Below are 22,772 nucleotides of genomic sequence, written 5' to 3'. Positions count from 1 at the left end.
CCCGCCCGGCAAGGCGATCCACGCGATCCTCGACAACGTCGCCACCCACAAACATCCGAAGGTGCGCGCCTGGCTCGCCCGGCACCCGCGCTGGACGTTCCACTTCACCCCGACCTCGGCCTCGTGGCTCAACGCGGTCGAGGGCTTCTTCTCAGCGCTGACCCGTCGTCGGCTGCGGCGAGGCTCCTTCACCGGCGTCGTCGACCTGCAGGCGGCCATCAAACGCTACATCGCCGAGCACAACCGGAGCGCCAAACCCTTCGTCTGGACCAAACCCGCCACCGACATCCTCGCCGCCGTCAGCCGATTCCCTGAACCATCCGTCTGAGTCAGTGCACTAGTGGGCTTGGCGACGCGGGCGGAGCTACGGGACCATGATCGTCGATCTCGAATGGCATACCGTCATCGATCTGCTGGCTGACCGGGATGCCATCAGTGTCGCCGGGTGGCTGCGGGCTCATCTCGGTATCGAGATCGTCGCCCGCGACCGCGCCGAGATCTTCGCCGAGGGCGTGCGCGCCGGTGCCCCGCAGGCCCAGCAGGTCCTTGATCGCTTCCACCTCCTGTGCAATCTCGGCCTCGCGCTGCACGCCATCGTCGCTCGCCATCACGCCGCTGTCCGCGTGGCAGGTCGCGCTGTGTTCGATCGTGTGCGCGCGGTGGGCCGGTCCGTCCGCCTGCGCCTTCGGCTGCGACGCTTCCGCTGTGCGAACCCAGCCTGCCCGCGGCGGACCTTCAGCGAGAGCGTCGGTGACGTCGCCGTCGCTCACGCCCGCCGATCCGAGCGGCTGCGCGTGCTCCAGCGCCATCTCGGTCTAGCCCTCGGTGGTGCGCCCGCCGCCCGTATGGCGCATCGTGTCGCGATGCCGGTGAGTGGCGATACCCTCGTGCGCCTCGTGCGTGCGGCGCCTCTGCCGACGCAGCCCGAGCCGCGCGTCGTCGGCATCGACGAGTGGGCCTGGCGGCGCGGGCGCAGCTACGGCACCATGCTCGTCGACCTCGAACGTCACACCGTCCTCGATCTCCTGCCCCATCGGGACGCCGGGAGCGTCGCCGCGTGGCTGCGCGCCCATCCGCGCATCGAGGTCATCGCTCGCGACCGCGCCGACGTCTTCGCCGAGGGCGCCCGCGCGGGCGCGCTGCAAGCCCAGCACGTGCTCGATCGTTTTCACCTGCTGCGTAACCTCAGCGTCGCCCTGCGTGCGATCGTCGCCCATCATCATGGCGTGATCCGCGCCGTCGGTCGTGCGCGTGTCGATCAGGAGGTCGAGGCGGCGCGGGCTGTAGCGGGAGCCGCGCGGCCGCCGACGGCGATCGAGGTTCCGAAGCGGGCAACGCACGCGCCGCATCGGGCTCGGTACTCCGAGCTCAAGCGACTGTCCGAGGCCGGCGCCTCCGTGGCCGGCATGGCTCGCGCTCTGGATCTCGATCGCAAGACGGTGCGGGTCTGGCTGCGCCAGGACGCGCCGCCCTCCTGGCAGCGACGCCGCACCGTGCCGACGATCCTCGATCCCTACCGCGATCATCTCGAGGCGCGCTGGCAGGCCGGCTGCCGCAACGCCGCCGAACTCGCCCGCGGGCTGATCCGGGCGGGGGCCGACATCCGTCCGCGGGTCGTGCGGGATTGGGCGATGAGGCGGCGTCGCGAGCACGGACATGATGGTCGCCACGCCCAGCTCGACGAGCGCGCCGCCATGGCGGCCCCCGTCGATCAACCGGACGGCGTGGCTTCTGCAGGCGGACCCGAGCACACTCGTTGCGGACGATCGCCGCTTCCTCGATCGCCTGCGGGTGGAGGCACCCGATCTGGCAAAGAGCGTGGCCGTCGCGACGCGCTTTGTCGACCTCGTGCGACGGCGCTCGGGCGAGAGTCTGGAGGCTTGGTTCGCAGCGGTGGCCGCGACACCGCTGGCGAAGTTCGCCGTCGGCCTCGAGCGCGACAGGGACGCGTTACGCGGCACGATCACGACGCCCTGGTTGACGAATCCGGTCGAGGGGCAGATCGGCAGGCTGAAGATGCTCAAGCGCACGATGTTCGGCCGCGCGGGCTTCGCGCTGTTGCGCCAGCGCGCCCTCACCGCGACCTGACCTGGCGTTCCGCGCCACACGGAGTGCGGAAGAACCAGACTTCGGCGCTCGTTGACACCAAAGCCAGCCGGTCAGGTCAGGGCTGGTACCAGCGGATCGACCTCGGCGAGCGCTTCCAGGTGAAGCGGATCCAGGTGGTGCCGGGCGGGCGCCTGTCGCTGCAGAAGCACTACCACCGGGCGGAGCACTGGGTGGTGGTGCGCGGCACCGCCGAGGTGACGATCGACGAGCGGGTGGTGCTGGTCCACGAGAACGAGGCGGTCTACCTGCCGATCGGCTCGATGCACCGGCTGGCCAACCCCGGCAAGATCCCGCTCGAGCTGATCGAGGTCCAGGTCGGCTCCTACACCGGAGAGGACGACATCATCCGCGTCGAGGACATCTACGGACGATAGTTCCAATTCCGCCTTCAAAGGGCAATGGCAACGGTATACAACCGGCAGCCTGTCTCACCGCCTTGGCAGATTGTTGATGAGCGCGTGGCGTACCCGCTGCGGTCTTCGGTCTAGCAGTACGAATGCAAGGCAGCCGCAGCCTGCATTCCTGAAGCTGCTGGACGTAGATTACGCAGCAATCCCGCTCTCCATTCAAGATCATCCTAACAAATAAGAATTTCTCTAAATGCCGTCTCCATGGATAAGTGCCTTGCAAGCTTTCAATCCAAATTTCTTAAATAATCTGTTCAGCAGATTCGTTTTGAGCAGGCAGTTAAAATTCTTGCAGAGCGCCGGGCTCTTCGACGCGGAGTGGTATCTGAATAGATATACCGATCTGCGCGGCGATAAAATTGAGGCATTGCGTCACTATATCAAACACGGCCGGCTTGAGGGCAGAGCTCCAACACGTAAAATATGGGAACTGAATGAGCTCGCACGTCGGACGTTTGATCCGGCATGGTATGCAGACCAGAACCGCCAGATTCCGGCGGCCGTCGAAAATCCGACCGGACACTACGTCGAACGTGGCTTTCCGGCCGGAAGCGCTCCGACACGCAGAGTGTGGGAACTGGAGAAATTTGCCCGTCAAGTATTTGACGGCCTGTGGTACGCGCACCGTAATCCCGACGCGGTCGCCGGAGGAAAGGACCCGTTCACGCACTACGTCGAATATGGATTTGCAGAAGGTCGCCATCCGTCTCCAGCAGCCGCTGAAGAAGCAATTTTTGCGGAACTTGGGAGAAGGTATTTCGACCGAAATTTGTATTTATCTTTGAATCCTGATGTTTTGCAGGCAGGTGCCGATCCAGTTCAGCACTACATCAAGTACGGCTACTCAGAGAACCGGCCGACACGCCTCACTTTTAATAAGTCTGATGTACTACCGGAAGTCGGTCGAGACCCGCTGCGTTGGTACTACGTTGGCGACACAATAGAATGGCTGAGCCATCATTCGCATCTGACTGGTGTCGGCCGTGTGACATCAGAGATTTTGTTGTCTGGGTTGTTCGAGATAGACCAAGCTTTCATCCCGTGTATTAAAGATCATACAGGGGTAGGTTTGACGCGCCTCGTGGATCAACAGGTTATCTCGAACATTGCTCAGGCTGCCGGATATATGATCGATGCCATTGCTGGAACCGATCATCCTGCAGCGCTTGACAAATTGAGTGCATACCGCCCTGCGCGCGGCGATCATGTTGTGTTCGCAGGCGTAGTTTGGAATGCATCAGACGCTCTCCTTCTCGCTAGCTTAAGCGAACGCGGCGTGACAATCAGTGTATTGGTGCATGATATTATACCTATTACTAATCCAGAATTTGTTAGCCCTCTTCATGCGCGGTCATTTACACATTGGCTCTCTGTAGCAGTACAAACCGCCAGCGTAATTTTTGTATCGAGTGCGGTAGTCGCTCAGGATATTTCAAAGTGGCTGTTGGCGAACAAGCTATTCCCTAAGATCACCATTAGAGAAATTCCGTTTGGTACGCGCACTTTAAAATCTGGCCGAATTCCGTCCGGAAATCTGGGAGAGTGGGTTGGCCACAGCTTCGTGCTATGTGTTGGAACTATTGACCGGCGAAAGAACCAAAGACTTCTTTTAAATTCCTGGCTCGAGTTGTACAATGGGAATTACGGAGATAATTTGCCACAGCTGGTGTTGGTCGGCCGAGATGATGAAGGTCTTTCGTCAGAGCCTCGCTTTTCTCGTTTGGTAGAGCTTAGAATAATTGTCTTCATTGACTTTGCGAGCGACTCTGACGTGGCCGAACTGTATCGGACATGCCTGTTCACCGTATTTCCCTCAACGAGCGAGGGATATGGACTTCCCGTGGCCGAAAGTATGGCGTACGGCAAGCTTTGCCTCTCGTCCGACCTGGCAGTGATAAGGTCACACGCGGGTGATCTTGCTTGGTATTTCGACCCACACTCGCAACAGAGCCTCGTAACTCAGCTTGAGAGGGCGCTCTCTCATCCAGCGGAAAGGCTAGCCGCTGAGTCGCGGATCCGATCCGAGTTTAGACCAGCTTCCTGGTCCGCCACTGTGCGATCTATCGTAGAGGCCTCCGACGCCCTTATGTTTCAGCGGCACGACGTCCCGCTTTTTAGAAGCGGCGACTCCATTCGCTGCCGGTTCGGGCTACCTCAAATATCCTTTCTCATCGTTAATAAAAATTCGGCTTCAGAAATAATTCGGCTGGTTCGCTGGATAAGCAATAATATACATAATATGCCCCACGAAATAATAATTGCGGACAATGGGAGCGATGCCAGTGACCTGGAAATTTTGTCGTTCATATTTCCACTGGTAAATATCGTTCAAATCGGGTGCGACCGCTTCAACGGAGAGGCCCTCAACATAGCGGCAGAAACATCCTGCGGTCGTCAGCTATGTATCTTGTCCGGTATTGATCTACCGCCGCCCGGAGGCTTGGTTGCCGCTATGCAGGATCTGCAAGGGGGGAACTCTGCGCAAGCAGTCGTGTCGTTTTCTGCTGCGCAGCCGAGTCGAGCTCAATCGGCCGGTTCCGGGGGGGCGGAGTATAATTTGAGGAGGCTGGACCTCGATACGTTGCTCTATTCCCTCTCGGGATCCCCGCCGCGCGGTGGTAGATTTTTTGACGTAATGCTTTTCTGCAGGGAGGTGTTTTTTCAGGTAAAGGGCTTTGACCTAGCCTTCGAGCCTGGTCCATACGAGGATATCGATTTAGTTGCTAAGATAATAGCTGCCGGAGAGCCGGTATTTCAGTTGGAGTACGCTAAGCAGCATCACACATCTGCCGATGGAACGGCTGTCGCGCTTGATAAGTGTAAATACATCGAAGACCTCAATCGGCGTAAGTTCATGGACCGTTGGTCTTCTCCGCTAAGAGGACAAGGCATCGATTCGCGATCACAATCTGGCGGCGTGCCTTCTTCGTTGGACCAGGGGCAGGCTCGTAAAATGGAAAGGCCTGTTGCGGTTCTACACACGCCCTACCCGCTTACCCCAGGGGGAGGCGAGCGCTATCTTCTTTCGATCGCTGCGCTTCTGTCAGCGAGTTACAAAGTCGTTCTGGCGCTTCCACACCTGTACAGCGGGTTGCGGTTGAGGAGCCTCGCCGAAGAGCTGTCTTTGAACTTAGATCTCGTAGAAATACGGCTTCTCTCAGATCTTAACGAAGCCGCGCCTCCAGCTGTATTCGTTAGCATGGATAATTTCGTCGTTCCGAGGCAGGATGCAATTGGACAGAAGAATTTCTATATCTGCCAGTTTCCTTTCCCGATGCATGTTCCTGTCAATGCGGAGAGAAGGAGCCGCATCGCAGGATACCAGAAATATGTTGCTTATTCAGTGTATGCAAAAAGGCATATCGAAGCGAGACTCGACAGCATACAGGCTCCGGATGTTCCAGTTTGTCTGGTCCCGCCGCCGGTTGCGCAGATCCGCCCTTCTGTAAAGCGTATGAATTCGATTATGACTGTCGGCCGGTTTTTCGTCGGAGGACATGCAAAGCGTCACGATTTACTCATACAGGCTTTCAAGCTCCTGAAAGAGCGATGTGACGACGCTGTCGAATTTCACGTTGTCGGATCGACGATTCCGGAAAAGAAGCATATGGAATACGTCGAGCGGCTCGTGGATATGGGTTCCGGTCTTCCAATTCATTTCCATCTAAACGCCAAGCCGGAAAGTCTCACCGAATTGTATGCGTCCACCGAGATTTACTGGCACGGAGCCGGGCTTGAGGCTGATCTGACCAATGAACCCTGGACAGCCGAGCATTTCGGAATAAGCGTCGTTGAAGCTATGTCGGCCGGCGCGATCCCTTTCGCTTTAGCGTCCGGTGGCCCACGGGAAATTATCGAGCACGGCGTAAACGGGTTTTTGTACGACTCAATCGAGACGCTTGTGGAGAGCACGAGAGCTTTGCTCTCGTGCGATGCAACAGATCGGCAAATCCTGTCGCATGCTGCCATCCGCAGAGCTGAAGATTTCTCGCCTGAGGTCTTCCAACGTAAGATCAAAGATTTGCTGCTGAATTGACACGGTGTAGTGTAGTTGTAGACCTTGCTTGGATTGGGGATAGTGCGACGGTCGTGTTTGGCGATATTGGGTTCGCGCCATCTTCGGTAAAGATGCGACAATGGAAATTACTCGATACGATGGGTTCGCGGCCGGCAAACTTGGATTCCGTTGGTTACCCGGCTGCTGCCCTCCTGCTTTGTTCGTCTGAAGAGAGTGCGGCCAAGCTTCGCCGCGGGGGCGGCGGCATTCGGACGATTGAGCCAGTCTGCCGGTGAGAGGTCGAACCCAGCGGCCTGGGGCAAGCCGGGCACCACGCGCCACCTCATCGTGGAGGCGAAAGGCACGGCCTCTCGCTGTGAGGCTCAGCGGAGCCAACCGCCGCGATAGCCGCCATCTAGAGCGTTTTCTGTTTAATCTGGATCATACCCAGCGGCGGCGAAGAAGTTGGCGCACTCATCGGGAGTGATGGTGTCGATGAGCCGGCCTATGGCCAGCCACAACCCGTCGTCGGTGCGCTCCGCTGCCTTAAGCAGCAGCGCCTTGAGCTTGGAGAAAGCCATCTCGATCGGGTTGAAGTCCGGCGAGTAGGGCGGGAGGAACAGCATCTGCGCGCCAGCCGCCTCGATGGCGGCTCGCACCGCCGAACCCTTGTGGCTGCCGAGATTGTCCATCACGACGATGTCGCCAGGGGTGAGTTCGGGCACGAGCACGCGCGCGACGTAAGCCTGGAAGGCGTCGCGGTTGATCGCTCCGTCCAGCACGAACGGCGCGGCGATCCCGGACAGGCGTAGGCCCGCCACGAAGGTGGTCGTCTTCCAGTGGCCGTGCGGCACGCCCGAGCGCAGCCGCTCTCCACGCGGGGCGCGTCCGCGGGTGCGGGCCATGTTGGTGGCGGTCCACGTCTCGTCGAGGAACACGAGGCGCGCGGGATCGAGGTCGGGCTGGCCTTCGAACCAAGCTTGGCGGCCCGCCTTTACGTCCGGGCGGTTCTGCTCCGCGGCGTGGGCTGTCTTTTTTTGTACGTCAGGCCGCGCGCGTCGAGGAAGCTCCACAGGGTCCCGAGCCCGACCGTAAGAGTGCGCTCCTCCCGCAGGCGGACCCGCATCTCCTCCAGGGTGATGTCGTCTCGCTCGGCGATCAGACGGCGCAGGAACGCCTCGTGCGGATCGAGCTTGGAGCGGCGTGCCCGCCCCTGCGGACGAGCCGCCACCGTCCTGGTCGTGGCCAGTGCCGTCATCCAGCGGACCGCCGTCGCGGTACCGACCCCGAAGCGCCTGGCCGCCTGCCGACGCGAGGTCGCCCCTGCCGCGTCGACTACCCGCTCACGCAGATCCTGGCTGTAGGGTCGGCCCATGCCCTGCTCCTCATCTGGAGCGCGCAATGAATCAGCTCGACAGATTCACGTGAACCCCAACCATCCGATTCAGCTCAAACCGAAAACGCTCTAAAGGCGCGTACACGGTGCCGTCTCACTCCGGCCTATTTGAAAGCTCAGACAGAAGTGCGTCATGTAACGCAGGCGTCGGCATTTTGCGCGTGATCTCGATCGCAAGGTCCCAGAAACCATAAAGACCTGCAACGAGGGCCGCTCGAAGTCCCTCCTTTTCCGGGATAGGAAGGTCACTCGTCCGCGGGTATTTTGCGCGCACGTACTGAGCTTGCGCCCAGAAAAGCTGACCGCCTGTCGTCTCGATCGAATCGTGCCGAGGCTCGTTTGAGATTGTTACCTGCGTCCGTGCAGCGTGAACATCGTTTGGCGCGTAATGCACTAAATTCTCAAAGCGCCACAGCACAAAATCTCGATCGCGCAGAAATCTATCAACGTCGCAGAACAACCCTTGACCCTCATAAAGTGGATTAAATTCGACTTCGATATCTACGAGACAGCAATGCTTCAAAACATTCTTGCTGCCCCGCAGGATGTCCAGCTCGGATCCCTGCGTATCCAGCTTAATCGCTGTAATTCCATCAAGTTTCTCCATGGTCGCAATTTCGTCCAAGGAGCGGCAGTCAATATCTAGAGCTCGGACCGGCCTTATTTCTGAAAGTGAGGGATAGTGGTTGTAGAGACCAGACACCGGTGGGTAGATCGAACTGCAGGCAGGTTGCTGTGTGATGTAGAGGGTTTGAGGGCCTGAATGCTCGGCCAAACCATACGGCAGGTAGCGAACGTGTGGCGGCGCCTTCGCGGCCAGCCGGGCACATTCGTCGCCATCTGGCTCAAAGCAGATTGTCTGCACCTTGCTTGCAAGGGCTTCCCACCTGGGATTGGCGCCCCATCGTGCCCCGACATCGACGAGGTTGAGCGGATCGCATGCATTAAGTAGCGTCCCAAACGCTTCGGCCGTTCCCATGATACCCCCGGTCGCAGTCAACACGAATTCTGCGGACGGGGTGATAGGCCGATCCGTGCTGCCGCGCATCAAGAACCTTTGATGCTGCTGCAAGAAGCCGCTGCGATCGCCCTCACGAACGGAAAAGCCCCGCGCGGCGGGGCTGGAGGGGCGGCCGTCCAAGCTGCCGGAGCCCGTGTGATAGCAGACGGCCAGGCATCAAAAACCCGCCACAGCCGGGAGCCAGTCAGCGCGGGATAGGCGGCGACGCGTTCGCGCAGATAGGCGATGAAGGGATCGAGGTGCTGCTCGCGAGGTGGGCGCGGCTTGTAGGCGGGTGGCTCGAGGCCGCGGGCGATGTACTTGCGGACCGTCTTGCGGTCGAGGTTGAGCTGCCGGGCGATGGCGGTGACGGACAGGCCCTGGCGGGGCAGGTCCAGGATCATGACGAGTTCCCCGAGCTGGACCATCGCCAATGCTCCTCGTGCGCTCACGAGGGTTGATCATCGGCGAGGTGACGACGCCCGGCTGCCCGGATCTGCGCGCCCGCCTCAGCGGAGGCACGCGTAACTGGGGATTATTCAGTCGGCGCCTCCGCCCATCATTCATCCGGCGTCGACAGCCCCTGGCTAAGGACGTCGCCGAGTTCGCCTTCGCCGACACGCCGATCAACGAGGGGCTGGTGCGCGACCTCGCTGGCGGCGAGTTCCTGGCCCATCAGCGCAACGTCGTGCTGGTCGGCGGCACCGGCACCGGCAAGACGCACCTGGCCATCGCCATCGTGCGAGCGTGTATCCGGGACGGGAAGCGCGGCCGGTTCTACAACGTGGTCGACCTCGTCAACCGGCTCGAAGCCGAGGCGCGTGCCGGCCGGCAGGGCCGCATCGCCGACCATCTCATGCGGCTCGACTTCGTGGTGCTGGACGAACTCGGCTACCTGCCGTTTGCGCAGTCAGGCGGCCAGTTGCTGTTCCACCTGATCAGCAAGCTCTACGAGACCACCTCGATCGTGGTGACCACGAATCTCACCTTCGGTGAGTGGCCGAGCGTATTCGCCGGCGACGCGAAGATGACCACGGCGCTGCTCGACCGGCTCACCCATCACTGTGAGATCGTCGAGACCGGCAATGAGAGCTGACGCTTCAAGAACCGCGCCTGAGGCCAGCGCCTACGAAGCCAAAGCTGGACGTCGGATCAGCTCAGCCGCGCCGTACCTAGCTTGTGAAGGGGTCCCGATTGCACGCCGATCCGGGGTCCCGTTCCAACGCTTTTTAACACCTTGTGGGCGCGATCCTGCTCGAACAGAACGACGAATGGGCCGTCCAGCGAGCCCGTTACATCGCTCTGGAAAGCATCGCCCCCATCAGCGATGATCCTCTCGTCAGCCTGCCCACCCTGGCAGCCTGATCCTCCCGGCCCAAGCCGGTGATCGTGAGGGCTCGCAGCGAGCTACACCACGCCAGGGGACACGACCCCTTCCGGCTACCCATGGGCACTACCATGCAGTAGCCTCACATCTGGCCCGGTCCAAAATACCGGTCAGGTCACCTGAGCGACGTTGATGCCAGGACGATCCTTGCGTCGATCGGAGGGTGGAGCAGAGGGAACGCCTGCGTGCCGCCTCACGACGCACGCGATTCAGGCTCGCGAATGACTGTCAGCAGTTGCGCGGCACTTTGCGCCCACGTTAGGACAGGGATCCCCGTCGAGGGTATGGCGGTCTTGTTGCGCAGGCGATCAATCCAAGCGCTCAATTCGTGAACGAGGGCATTTCCCGTTCTGTCAAAATAGGTTGCGCGCGAACCGGCCACCTCGCGGAACACGGGAATATCGCGCGCGAAAATTGCAATGCCGCGCTTGGCGGCTTCGATCAGCGGCAGACCATAGCCTTCGGCATAAGAAGCAGCGATCAGACCCAACGCTTGGCTGTAAAAACGCTCGAGTGCGACATCATCGATGTTAGAGAACCAGAATAGCCGCGTATTTAGAAACGGATGAGTCTCGATTTTTGCGACAAGCGCATCGACGAGCCAGCCCTTCCGTCCAACGATCACCAGGCAGGTGTCGCCCCCCTGTTTCCACAGGGACTCGCAAGCCTCGATAATCTGGAGATGGCCCTTTCGGGGCTCCAACGTCCCAACCATGAGGACGTACGGCTTGTCCACAAGTTCCAGTTGCGCAATCGCCGCGACAGGGGCGTCAAAGGACGGGCCGGCAGGTCGAGCCAGCTCCGATCCGAGATGGAACCAATTGATTTTCAGCCCTTCGCGCCGAGACATCGCAGCCGTTGTCAGATACGCCTTCAGTTCGTCCGCGACGGCGCTTGAGATGCACGCAACGCTATCGGCCACCTGCGCGATCGTCCCGAGCCATCGGGAGAAGTCGTCGGCCGCACCCAGCGCAAAGAACTCCGGCCGAAGCAGAGGAAGCAAATCGTACACGACGAAGTGGAGGCGCACGCCGCGGGCGCGCCACATCGTGTAGACGCCTGCGTCAAAGATCTTGGGAACCAGGATCGGCGCGAGGTCCAGGCCGACGAATATATCACCGTTCGCAGGTTCGATGGGCTCGTCTTCCCACGCGTCGTCAGCCTGGCCAAGGAACCGGGACGTGAAGCGGCGGGCAGACCGGTACCCTGCGCCGCCTTCATCGAGAGAGGCGTAGACCGGTTCCACCCGCAGCCCCGCGGGTGGATGACGCAGCATCTCGGACAGGACGCATTTGACGACGCGCTGGATGCCGGATTTCCAGTCACGGACGACGAGCTCAGACACATCCACGTACATCACCCGCGATCTGCGCGGCGGTGCATTCACATCGATGCAGCGGCTCACCACCGCAACATCGGCCTCGTCCGCAGACGCGAAGCTCCTATCCTGCACGGACATCGACATGATGAGTTCGCGTCGCGCAACAGTCCCGATCGAACTGAATGTCTCGATCGCTCGCCAGTAAAGCTCACCGATGCGGTAGGGCGCGTGGACGTCCCGGATCAGATCGGTCGCGCCCTCGGAAAGCCTCTGGCGCTCTGCCTTCCGCTCGACCAAACTGCCGATCGCCTCAGCGATCTCCGCACGGCTGGGATCTTCAGAGAGTTTGACGACAGCCCCCTCGTCAAGCTCCGCCATAGGCCCATGAGCGTTGACGATCGTCGGAATGGCGTGCGCCAAGCAATCCAGAACTGCTCCGGAGGTCTCACCGCGGGTGAAGGCACGGAGCTGGATTGCGATGTCAGCGGCCGCGAGATACGCGCCGTAAGTCCCCTTATCGACGTAACCGGTGACCTCGACCTGTCCGGCGAGCTCGTTCTGGGTGATGCGCTGATCGAAGGCCACCTTGTAATCACCCGAACTGCCTTGCCCGACGAACACCAACTTGGTCTTGATGGAACAGGCCTGCGCAAAGTCCGCGAATGCGTCCAGGAGTTTGAGACTGTTCTTGTTCTTGCCGACGTTCCCAAAGGTACACAGGAGAAACGTGTCATGCGTGATGCCGAGCCGCTTACGAGCGGACGCCCGGTTCGGATGTGCGACGGTACGGAGGTGTGGGATGCGTGCGATGGCTTCAGGCTCGAGTCCAGCTGCACGCAGGCGTTGATCGTTGAATGCCGAATGAACGATGACACCAACCGCGTCTTCCAGCACATCGTGATTGACCGGATATTTCCAGATCGCGGCGTCGGGCTCACCCTCCAGGTGGTCGATCAGAGCGCGGTAACCGTGACTCCGGACGAGAGCTCGCGAGAAATGCCGATGCTCTTTGTGGTGATGCTCACGCCAAGCCTGGATACCGCTCAAATAGAGATCGTGAAGCACGACAATGCCGGGGCGCTGCCTCAGCAACTCGAACATGTGCGTGTGGAAGTCTGAATTACCGAACTGATAGACGATGCGATCGTAGTGACGAGAGTTTCTTCTGAAATCTTTAGTCGAAACTCGTGGATAGTTTGCCACGACAAAATCATCGGACATTTCTTCTTGATCGGTCACGATTTCGATATCGTAGAAACGCCCGAGCTCTGGCAGGAGCTCGGCGCTGTAGTCTGCAATGCCCGTTTGCAGAGGCGGAAGCGGTGAAACGAAGGCGAGCGTCGGCTTCCGTGAATGCGGCAGGCAGACCATCGTGGGCCGCGCGGCCTGCGTCTCGACGTGATGGCGTATTGCGGCCCATGCGCGCTCGGCGCTGTTCTTCCAGGAAAACGCCTGCGCTTGCCGCGCCGCGTTTGCCCGCAGGGCGTCCTGAAATCCTACGTCCTCCAGAACGGCCTCGATTGTGCGCGCGATGCTGGTCGGGCTGCGCGCGTCAAACATTGCCTCTGGCAGGCCGATCACCTCAACGAGGCTGCTGTTGTCTGCGCCGATCGTCGGCGCCCCGCAAGTCATCGCCTCCAGGGCTGGCAAGCCAAAGCCCTCGTGAAGCGAAGGGAACACGAACAAATCGCAGATGTTGTATAGACCGACAAGGTCATCCTCGGGCACATATCCTGTGAAGATCACGGCGTCGCGCGGCAGCCCAACCTCGGAGACCAAGGCGTTCAAGCGGTCCCGATCCTGTGGCTGAATCGAACATACGATCGCCAACTGATAATTCGATCTGATCTGTAGGGGCAAGAGCGCCCAAGCCTTGATCAAGCCCTCAGTATTTTTTCGATAATCGATTCCACCCGTGTACATGACAAATTTTTTTCGTATATTGTAGGTTTTCTTCAGACGACCCCGCTGATCGTACGATAGGTTTCGGATCTGAAAGATCTCATCGACGGCAGCCGAAATATTCACTACTCTGTCGGGCGGAAGAGCCAAGTGGTCAAGGGCCTCGCGGCGGCTCGACTCCGAAATCGCGAGCAGGAGGTCGGCCCGTTTCAATGAGGCGAGCTTTTCGAAATACCAGTCGCGTACGAACTTGCGCTCGAGATAGGGGTCGGGATTCAGGAGGGGGATGAGGTCGTAGAGTGTCACACCGGTTGGAAACGGCTGACTCAACCGGTTGATCGAGGTGACCGCGTCCTCACCCAACCCCTCGAATACACTGCTCACATGGACAAAGTCGGGCCTAAGGTCGGCCAGGAACGCCTCGCGCAAAAGCTCGCCGGTTCGGCGGCGCCACGCATTGCCGTCTGGCACATGGGATGCGCGAGCTGGAACGTCGAAGAGGCGGATCCGCTCCTGCGGAATCAGATTCTCGAAACTTGCACGGATCTGGTCCGCTGCCTCGGCGTAGCGCCCATTGAGAGCAAGCCAGATCTCGTCATCTCCCACGGATTGGGCCATGAACTTGGCAAGCGCGGTCGAATAACGTCCAACTCCGCGGCGCCCACTCGCTTCCGTTTGAGCCGCCTGCAAGTCGATCAGGATACGCATTCGGTTACACCAACGGTTGGCTGCGTGCGATTTGTGTTACGCGGGCGAAGATACGCAGCGCGCGCGGTGTCAGCGGGATCGGCGCCTTGTATTCCCGACGCGCCCAAGTTCGGCCCCACGCCGTGTCGTGGTTCCACGCTGCGGGCGCATCCCCGTCTTCGGCGCTCCTCTTGCGCCATCCCGTCCGGCCTTCTGCCAAGCCGCTCGTGAGGAAGTGCTGCAGCGGGTTGACCTCAGCCGCCGCGACATCGGGATTGGCGGCCAGATAGCCGGCCGTACTAAACGTCTCAGACGGATCCCGGCCCTCCTTCCAGCCAATCTCGAAATAATGCTCGGCCGGATCCCGGCCACTCAGCGCGACATCGGGATAGGTCCTGAGGTAGTACTCTCGGTCGATGCCCCAAACTGGCTCCGGCCGGCCTCGATCCTCGGCGATCCCCTTACGCCACCCTGCCCGGCCTTCTGCCAAGCCGCTCGTGAGGAAGTGCTGCAGCGGATTGACCTCAGCCGCCGCGACATCGGGATTGGCGGCCAGATAGCCGGCTGTACTAAACGTCTCAGACGGATCCCGGCCCTCCTTCCAGCCAATCTCGAAATAATGCTCGGCCGGATCCCGGCCACTCAGCGCGACATCGGGATAGGTCCTGAGGTAGTACTCTCGATCAAATTTCGGGCTATCTTCGGACATGGGTGTCTCGGCATCTCGCGGCAACATAATGTGTTGCGCCACACAGTCAATACACTAATAATACCGTATTTTTCCATCTATTGACGCAACGACGCCAGATAAAACACGCCTGAATTGCAGAGCGACAGATATTAATCGCCGATGCTCCGGAATTGTCTTCATCGTCGCCGAGCGGGCGCCAGCCATCGGCATTCCATCGCTGTTTCCGCCGCGATGCCGACCTCGCCACCCTCTTGAGCAGGTTGGCCGCGATCACCGTGGGTCATGTGCCCGAATCCGGGCCGACCCGCAATGTGCAGCCTAACGATCTCCGTCAACCGTCGTCTCGTATGGAGCCTTGATCCCCGTGATGGCCGGATCCAGAGCTGCACGCGTCAGTGTCGGGAACGGTGTCGTGTGACTGCGGGATCGGAAAGCCGTACGCCAGCCTGGAGGCCGCCGCATGATGCACCGACGCGCATCGGCGAAGGTCTCGGCATCGGGCCTGTCGAGGCGCATAAGCAGCTCGCTTCCGGTTGCGCTGGATCAGCCTCGAACGGGGCGCGGACCGCGTCGGTGACGACCACGGGCGAAGCCGCGTGACGTCCGCCTAATCTCGGCTTGGCTTTGCTGCGAATCGATATCACCGGGCTGTCAACCCGGTGCGGTCTCAACCGACTGAGGGCGGCAGGAGCGAGGCTGCGAGCGCCCGCGCCGCTGCGATCGCGCGGCCTGTGGCTGCGATGGAGACCGCAGCTCGGCGCAGATCGCGGACGGCGGCGAAGCCTCCTGGAGGCCGTCTCCCGCGCGGAGTTGAACTCGAACTTGGACTCGGATTTGGAGCCGCGCCCGATCGCGTGGCCATCGAGCCCAGCGGCAGGCCCTTGTCGTGATGCGCGCTCCTGCGTGGAAGCAGTTACCGCTTCGGCGGAGAGCGCCCTGAACCCGCATCGCCCCCGGACGCGGCACCCACGATGAATTCCCGCCGAGATCCGTAGAAGGAAGCGGATCCGAGATGTCCTTCAGTACGAACCTCAGAGCTGCTCCCGGTCGCGCTCCACACCGTTACTCATGAAATCAGGCATCTTCGGCCTTGCGGGGCGACCGATTCTGAGCACCCGCAGCAGCCACGTCGCCTTCCAGCTCAACGATTCGAGCGTGGACTGATTGTAGGCCACGCACCAATCCAGGACCGCCGCATACCTTTTATGATACTCATCTCTTTCTGTCTTAAGCGCTTTAAATTCTCTTGCCAGCGCGTGGGCATAGCCGCTCAGTTCGATTGGGGTGGATCCCGAAACTTCACCCGATTCGTTGCCTGAAGTGGCGGCGCGAAGCGGTGGCCCGGCGTTTTGCCCGCCGATACCGTCAGCGACACCAACGGAGCCCTGCAATTCCTCTCTGGTGCTGGAGAGAACCGCATTGAGATCGCGCCTGAAACGGTCCTGCTTATCCTCCAACTGCCTGATCTGTCCCGCCGCGTCCCGATAGCGCGTCCGCAGATCCTCCAACTCCGAACGCTTGGCTTCAAGGTCGTCGGACATAATCTTGTTTTGCTTGAGGATGACATCGAAGAACTCGTCCGGATCACAGCCTAAATATGTGAGAATATGGCTGCCCACGCGCGGGTCTGCGGAATGTTTTGCTTTGAATGTTTGTGCGACCTTCCAGAGGCGCCCCATTTCACCCCTCATTTTGAGAATAACGCATAAATAATATAGACACTCGAATCCTTCGTAACCACGCTCGAACATTGGGAACAGGATATCGAACGCTTCATCGGGGCAGTCGCCAACGAACAACGAGCAGCCCAGCCGTTCGAGGGCTTCGTCTCGGAAAAACGTCAGCGCCTTGATCTGATCGCTCAGAGCGATGATTTCGCCATTTTTGGAATGATGGTATAGATACTCGATATAAGCAATCTGCTTTGCGCAGGACAGCAGTGTGTCCCGGGTTTCCTGGTTCGAGCTATGAGATGCGGATTCCAAAGGATCCCGTGGATCCGGGGTCGCTCCGGCGGTGACGCGGCGCTGCTCATACTCGCGACTGTAGGCGTCCGCCTCTCCGTCTAACTCCCTGAAGAGAGCCTCTTGGCTGTAGATGCTACAAAATCGCGGTAGACGGTCCCTGATCTCGACATACTCTGCCGTGTCGCCGAAGCAATCGTCGAGATACATATAATTCTCAGCGAACATCAATTTATATCTTTCCACATAATTTTTATATTCAGGTCCGAAATACAAAAAATCATAATCGGTAAACAGGCCGCCTTTCTTCCTGTTGAAGAGCCTAAATCGGAAATCGTACATTAAATTATCGTCCGAGACGTTCGCGGCGATGGAGTAGAACAAGAACTCCGGGAACAGGTTTTTCGGATTGTACCGGCTTATATCATTCAACGGAAAAGCGAGAATGCGTCTGGCGTGCGTCGGCGACACCATCATGATGCGGTCTTCAATGAACAAACCACAGAACGAGATACTGCCGACGATCATCGACCGCGTTGCGCAGTCATGGTTTTTTATGTACTCGGATATAAGGCGAATGAGACTGGACGAGATGGCCGGATTTGTCATGTCGGCGCGGAGCCGCAGGACGAAGGTGTCGTCGTCGCCGAGCTCGGACAGGCCCTTCGCAATCTGCTGATACTGAAAAAGAAAGCTTGTGATACTCCCGTTGGGCGCGCTTGAGATCGGAAGCGGAGCGCCACAGTCAATATATTTTATGGGCAACTCCGGCGCACTGGCAGCGGAGATAGCCCTGCCCTTCGCAAGTTCGTTCGGCCACGAGGCGTAACCGATCTTGGACAGCAGGTGCCGGGATGCGCTGACCGACTCACACAGATCTGCGAATATATGCTCGTTCCGAATTTGCCCCGTGATCAGCACCGCAAGTTTCATGTCGAAAGCTTCTTTCACGCCCAATATCTGACCCAGCCATGGCTGTCCTGCGCAATGCTGCTTGCCCGTTCGGTGGATTCAGAGAGCGCGCCGAACAAGGTCAAACTGTGATGTGTGCGACTGTCTTACAGGATGTTGTGACGGACCATCTGCTGCCAGCCTCACGATGATGGTCGGGTGAGCAACCGTCTTCATTGCAACTCACGCCAACACATTGATTCGAGGACATCTTCGCTGTCATTCCGGGTCACCCCGCCGGATCCTATAGAACAGAGTGGTTTGGCCTCGCAAATTCCCCTCCGCACGGCCCGGGGCGCGCCTGCGAAGCAGGCCGGTGCGACCCGCCACGCGATCCGTATCACATCGGTTTCCTGTCGGGCGGCGCCAGCGTACGGCGTTCGGCCGCCCAAGGTCCATGACGGTGATCTGTGACGGCGGCGTCACGCCGGCCTGACAGAGAGCGCGGAGTGACGACCATGGCTGACGGTCAACGTTGCCCCACGCATCGGCCAGATCGAAGAGAGGGTCGCGGAACAGGCTTGTAAACGTCCGATTGTAGCTCAGATGGAACTCTGGAAGGTAAATCGGGTCCGTGCCGAAAAAGGCGGCGATCAAGCTGTTCCCACTGAAGCTCTCCGCCACGCTGTGCTCGGCCAGGATCAATCCGCCAGCCGCCTTCATGAGGTGCAGGCAGCGTTCATGCGTGAGCGCGTCTCCCGAGATGAGATGGTGGTGCGTGGAGACGATGCAGAAGCGGATCGCGCCCCTCTCCAGCAGCGGGCGACACGATGTCAGGATCTCGGTCTCGGCGCCCTGGGTGTCGCAATGCAGCAGGCCGAGTCGGTCGAGGCCGGCATCAGCCATCAATTGCGGCACGATCACCTGCGGAATGGACGTGACGCCCGAGGACTCGGTTTCAAACGGACGCGGCTCCAGCGCCTGAGCGCCGACCGAAGCCTCGATGAACGTCGTAGTGCGCCCATTCAGAGCCGCGTAAGGCCGTCCGATCTCGATGTGGGACCTGTCGGGCTCGACCCCGATGACGGATGCGGCCGGGCGGGCCTGCAACAGCCAGAGCGAGTAGTACGCCCAGAATGAGCCGAGCTCGATCATGCTGGGCGCATCCGGCATCATCTTTACGATCTCGTGAAAAATCGCCGCTTCCTGCGGTTCGTGGTGCCGGCGCAGCCGCCGGATGATCTCGGCCATCCAGGCTCCATGATAACCACCGGCGAGCACACGCACCCCACTGTGCATGATCTGGACATCGATGTGGCCATCACGGACCACTTGCCCTGCGCCGAGAACCTTGGGAATGGTTGCGGCGTCTTGGCAACCCACCGTCATCTCAATGCGAAAGCGTTCCCCGCGGCTGAGAGGTTCGTCGAGGGGCGGAAGACGCGGCGACGCGCTCGGATCTATCATGTCGTTCCTGCAGAACTAATCTTGCAGGCGCTGCGCGAACTCGATGCCAATCTCATATCGAGGGCAAGGGTCGCGGCGTTCGGCAAGCATCGTTTCTCAGAACAGCGGCCGATCCGCCGCCCCCGGCGGCATCCGTCCGAGCGTCGCAAGCGTGATTGGCCCCGAGCCGTCGCCGAAACCCGAGTTAACGACGGAGCCAGCAAAGGCGGCTGCGCCGATCGCCCAGCCAGCCCAGCTCCTCTCTTCAGCCGCGCCTCAGGCATCCTCCGGTCCCTTACAGCGGACGAGGTTGCCTCCAGTGAGATTGCCCTTCACCAGGATGAACACCTGTAAGTCATCATGATCCACACGGCTTCGGCGCCAGAACGCAGGACGATCTCGGGCGAGGCCAGGCCGGCGTCGATCTCGGCAACGGTTGTGCTATGTTCACCCACCTTCGTCGATCCTGCCGGGTTCATGAACCTTGGCTGTTCGGGCGACCGTCCAGACTGCATGAAGCGCTGAGCGAGGGCGGGATCACCCGCGCGACATAAGTCGCGAGCCATTTATCGCCTCGGGCGCTATAAGCTTGCCTTGCGTACGATCGCTCCCGCCACTCTGTCAGGGCAGTTGTCAGTTCGCCCCCGGGCGGCAATAATCGCTCTTCGAGGAGAGACAGCTGGGGCCGCTCGCAGCGCTTTGCTAGCGATCGAGCAGATTGATTTGACGGAATAATTGTTCCTCGCAAGCGCGACAGATCAGATCGATGTTGGTCTTGAAACGGTCGTTCCTAGTTTCCGCCAGAATGGGGCAGACGCCGGCGTTTTTACTTTTTCGTCTTTGCACCCTCGTTATTCATATGTTTGCACGGATGCGGATGGGTGGGTTGCAGAAAGTTCCGAGAAGCGCCCTATCAGTCGCTTTGCAAGCGCCGGACTGTACTGGTTCGCCAAAGCGTCAGATTTTCTCGATGGAGTGAAGGAGATGATCATCAAGGACGCACACGTGCAACGCAAATTCTATTTCTGCCCTGGTCAAAACAGCTTCCGCAGTCGACGATAAATACTCTGTGTGATTATGATAGTTCCTGCCTTTTTACCATGACCCTTAGCCAGCCCATTCCCATGTTTCTCAAGGAGAGATCCAGCGCTTAAGGTCGAGCGGTTTAGACGGCAGCTTAGCTCGACTCGTATGAGGCGTTTCCGCAACGGGGTCGGTGATCGACGTTTCGGACGGGCGGGGGAGCCGGGATGTCGTGCGAGCGGCGGGCTCGCGGATCCACTCGTATCCGGCGGAACAGAACGTTCCTGACCAAGATGCCTCATGCCAAGCGAACCGGCTGAAGGCGGCGGGACCCATCTTTGGCGACGGCAGCAAACCCCGTCGAGCTCCGGTCACACGCCTGCCCCCACTCGTCCGACGTGCCATGGACCGGCCCGGCGGACGAACCTTGATCCTCAGGCCGCCTTCAGGCGCGCGCCCTCCGGAACCAGCCCGGTGGCGAGATACCCAGCCTCGTAGCCGAGGATGATCGCGACTTCTCGGCCGGAGCTGCGCTGTTCGCGAGCCTGCAGGCGGCGCAGCAAGGCGAGCAGGCCCTCCACGTCGCCACCGCTCACCCGGTGTGCGGAGGCCTTCCCGCTCGGGACGGCCTGGGCGGCCAGGAGCCATGCCGACTTGCTGAGTTCCAGCGTGACGAACACAGCAACCTCAGGCAGGTTTGTCTGGATCTGTTCACGATCAAGCATGGCCAACTCCGGTCAACGGTCAGAAAACTGGAGAGTGATCCAATCTCCAGCTCCCTGCATGGTATCTTTGGCCATTCATGCGGCGTGGCAGAGCGCATAGGCCCAGGGCGCTGGCAAACGGAAGCGGGGTTTTGTTCGGGCGCGTCGGCGCGGTGATGTTGCCAAAGTCCGCTCGTGCCAGATCGCACAGCGCACGGCGGCCAGTGCATCGGCGAAGGTCGGGCGCGGTTTGGGGTACCACGCGGCGGCCGCGACGCGTCGCCGTTGGCGAACCGAGAGGCGTGCGGCCAGCAGTGTGACGATCGAGAACAGGGCGAGCAGGCAGGGCGTGGTGCGGGCGATCGCCGTGTCGGACCACTGCCGCTGCGTCTCGACCCCAAGATGGGCGCGCGCTTCCTGGAATGTGACCTCGATGGTCCAGCGCCGCACGAACCACCCTACGATCTGCGTGGGCTCGCGCATCGGTTCGGTGCAGAGCAGGGCCTGCGGTGCAAAGCGGCTCTCGGGATCGCGCACCAGCACCCATCGGATCGGCACGACCGGCAGACCGCCGTGCCGCCCAACAACGGCTCCGAGCGGCTGCTTCGTCCGGCCGTCGTGGAGCGGAAAGTGACCAACGGCTACAGGGCCATGTGGGCCGCCGAGGGCGAGGCCGCCATCCGCACCGTCGTCGACACCGCGCGCCTGAGCGGTGCCAATCCATTCGGCACCATCCTCAAAACCGTCGGCGCCTGAACGCTGCCATCACAGGCTTGGGTTATTGCCAATATTGTTCATTACGCCACATTACGACCTATGTACTGAAAAATGATCAGAAACAATAATTTTTGTGCGCGAAAGAATTTGTATGAGTGATTCCACATAGATCCTGACCGGCATGGGTTCTTGAGGTGATATGTTCGCGGTGCACCCCGAACTTGACGCGGATGCCGTCGCGGTCGTAGCAGCCGGGCATCTTCGGAACGGGACGGGTTCATGACGGCCAAGCGAGCGCTGATCACGGGTGTGACGGGCCAGGACGGTGCGTATCTGGCGCAGCTGCTCCTGCAGAAGGGCTACGCCGTCACCGGCATCGTGCGCCGCTCCAGCCATGCCGGCGTGTTCGATCACCGGCTGAAGTGGCTCGGCATCCTCGACGATGTCGAGCTGGTCGACGGCAACCTGCTCGACCAATCCGCCCTGCTGCGCATCGTCCAGGCCGCCAAGCCCGACGAGATCTACAATCTCGCCGCCCAGTCCTTCGTCACCTCGTCCTGGCAGCAGCCGCTGCTCACCGGGCAGGTGACGGGCTTGGGCGCCGCGCACATGCTGGAATGCCTGCGCTCGGCCGCCCCTCAGGCGCGCTACTACCAGGCCTCGACCTCGGAGATGTTCGGCCTGATCCAGGAGGCCAAGCAGAGCGAGTCGACGCCGTTCTACCCGCGCTCGCCCTACGGCGTGGCCAAGCTCTACGCGCACTGGATGACCATCAACTACCGTGAGAGCTTCGGGCTGCACGCGTCGAACGGGATCCTGTTCAACCACGAGAGCCCGCTGCGCGGCGTCGAGTTCGTCACCCGCAAGGTCACGGACGCGGTGGCGCGGATCAAGCTGGGCCAGCAGAAGGAGCTGCGGCTGGGCAACATCGACGCCAAGCGCGACTGGGGCCACGCCCGCGACTACGTGAAGGCGATGTGGTTGATGCTGCAGCAGGACCGCCCGGACGATTATGTGATCGCCACCGGCCGGACCACGACGGTGCGGGACATGTGCGCGATCGCGTTCAAGCATGTCGGGCTCAACATCGACGACCATCTGGTCATCGACCCGGCCTTGTTCCGGCCGGC

14 protein-coding genes and 5 pseudogenes are annotated in these 22,772 nt (G+C 60.4%); 9 read left to right on the top strand and 10 right to left on the bottom strand.

Going from position 1 to position 22,772, the window contains the following annotated elements; genetic code table 11:
* Together BLT59_RS29145 and BLT59_RS32055 are read left to right on the top strand one after the other, a co-directional pair.
* On the top strand, nt 1-328 hold a 328-nt coding region (locus BLT59_RS29145), incomplete at its 5' end, for a transposase (protein WP_175544170.1).
* A 13-nt stretch (nt 329-341) separates the two neighbouring features.
* A pseudogene (locus BLT59_RS32055) lies at nt 342-596 on the top strand (transposase); the annotation flags it as partial.
* 219 nt (nt 597-815) lie between these two features.
* Here the strand turns inward: BLT59_RS32055 and BLT59_RS32050 are convergent.
* Entirely contained in the window at nt 816-1,652 is an 837-nt protein-coding gene (locus BLT59_RS32050; protein WP_244514198.1) for a hypothetical protein, read from the bottom strand.
* A gap of 4 nt (nt 1,653-1,656) precedes the next feature.
* On the opposite strand from BLT59_RS32050, the gene BLT59_RS32045 reads away from it, so the two are divergent.
* The 3 genes from BLT59_RS32045 (at nt 1,657) to BLT59_RS30960 (ending at nt 6,552) form a co-directional block, all read left to right on the top strand.
* Nucleotides 1,657-2,088 carry a hypothetical protein gene (locus tag BLT59_RS32045; protein ID WP_244514197.1) on the top strand — a complete coding sequence of 144 codons (432 nt, stop codon included), beginning with the start codon at nt 1,657-1,659 and terminating at the stop codon, nt 2,086-2,088.
* 23 nt (nt 2,089-2,111) lie between these two features.
* Nucleotides 2,112-2,483, top strand: a complete 372-nt coding sequence (locus BLT59_RS32040) for a cupin domain-containing protein (RefSeq protein ID WP_280141096.1) — start codon at nt 2,112-2,114, stop codon at nt 2,481-2,483.
* Nucleotides 2,484-2,733: 250 nt separating this feature from the next.
* A complete protein-coding gene (locus BLT59_RS30960) occupies nt 2,734-6,552 on the top strand; it encodes a glycosyltransferase (RefSeq protein ID WP_175544169.1) in 3,819 nt (1,272 codons plus the stop codon).
* Between the two features lie 392 nt (nt 6,553-6,944).
* Here the strand turns inward: BLT59_RS30960 and BLT59_RS29125 are convergent.
* The 3 genes and pseudogenes from BLT59_RS29125 to BLT59_RS29115 all read right to left on the bottom strand — a co-directional run.
* Nucleotides 6,945-7,888, bottom strand: a protein-coding gene (locus tag BLT59_RS29125) for an IS630 family transposase (RefSeq protein WP_091789366.1) whose coding sequence is annotated in 2 segments (ribosomal slippage) — nt 6,945-7,552 and nt 7,552-7,888 — 945 coding nt in all. Because the reading frame shifts where the segments join, the coding sequence is not laid out codon by codon here.
* 115 nt (nt 7,889-8,003) lie between these two features.
* Nucleotides 8,004-8,957, bottom strand: a complete 954-nt coding sequence (locus tag BLT59_RS29120; RefSeq protein ID WP_091789363.1) for an FkbM family methyltransferase — start codon at nt 8,955-8,957, stop codon at nt 8,004-8,006.
* A 137-nt stretch (nt 8,958-9,094) separates the two neighbouring features.
* Nucleotides 9,095-9,337, bottom strand: a pseudogene (locus BLT59_RS29115) (helix-turn-helix domain-containing protein); the annotation flags it as partial.
* 152 nt (nt 9,338-9,489) lie between these two features.
* On the opposite strand from BLT59_RS29115, the pseudogene istB reads away from it, so the two are divergent.
* Nucleotides 9,490-10,005, top strand: a pseudogene (gene istB / locus BLT59_RS29110) (IS21-like element helper ATPase IstB); the annotation flags it as partial.
* A 140-nt stretch (nt 10,006-10,145) separates the two neighbouring features.
* Nucleotides 10,146-10,274: pseudogene (locus BLT59_RS30955) on the top strand (IS256 family transposase); the annotation flags it as partial.
* Nucleotides 10,275-10,489: 215 nt separating this feature from the next.
* On the opposite strand, the gene BLT59_RS29105 reads toward BLT59_RS30955, so the two are convergent.
* The 6 genes from BLT59_RS29105 to BLT59_RS29075 form a co-directional block, all read right to left on the bottom strand.
* Entirely contained in the window at nt 10,490-14,227 is a 3,738-nt protein-coding gene (locus BLT59_RS29105) for a glycosyltransferase (RefSeq protein WP_091789360.1), read from the bottom strand.
* 4 nt (nt 14,228-14,231) lie between these two features.
* Nucleotides 14,232-14,915, bottom strand: a complete 684-nt coding sequence (locus BLT59_RS29100) for a hypothetical protein (RefSeq protein WP_091789357.1) — start codon at nt 14,913-14,915, stop codon at nt 14,232-14,234.
* A gap of 1,013 nt (nt 14,916-15,928) precedes the next feature.
* Nucleotides 15,929-17,812: a hypothetical protein gene (locus BLT59_RS29095; RefSeq protein WP_139174149.1), complete on the bottom strand. Its 1,884-nt coding sequence runs from the start codon at nt 17,810-17,812 to the stop codon at nt 15,929-15,931.
* Nucleotides 17,813-18,031: 219 nt separating this feature from the next.
* The gene (locus BLT59_RS29090; protein ID WP_139174148.1) at nt 18,032-19,003 is read right to left on the bottom strand and encodes a class I SAM-dependent methyltransferase; all 972 of its coding nucleotides are present in this window, start codon (nt 19,001-19,003) and stop codon (nt 18,032-18,034) included.
* 1,652 nt (nt 19,004-20,655) lie between these two features.
* A complete protein-coding gene (locus tag BLT59_RS29080) occupies nt 20,656-20,946 on the bottom strand; it encodes a hypothetical protein (protein WP_244514196.1) in 291 nt (96 codons plus the stop codon).
* A 75-nt stretch (nt 20,947-21,021) separates the two neighbouring features.
* Entirely contained in the window at nt 21,022-21,468 is a 447-nt protein-coding gene (locus BLT59_RS29075; protein ID WP_244514195.1) for a hypothetical protein, read from the bottom strand.
* Between the two features lie 30 nt (nt 21,469-21,498).
* Here BLT59_RS29075 and BLT59_RS29070 point away from each other — a divergent pair.
* Nucleotides 21,499-21,681, top strand: a pseudogene (locus tag BLT59_RS29070) (IS66 family transposase); the annotation flags it as partial.
* A gap of 240 nt (nt 21,682-21,921) precedes the next feature.
* Nucleotides 21,922-22,772: GDP-mannose 4,6-dehydratase (locus tag BLT59_RS29065; RefSeq protein WP_091781393.1), on the top strand; the 851-nt coding region annotated here is incomplete at its 3' end.

The sequence above is a fragment of the Methylobacterium sp. UNC378MF genome, assembly GCF_900103195.1.
GTDB lineage: Bacteria > Pseudomonadota > Alphaproteobacteria > Rhizobiales > Beijerinckiaceae > Methylobacterium.
The sequence above is the reverse complement of the archived record's forward strand: the minus strand, read 5'-3'. Positions and strand labels throughout refer to the sequence as shown.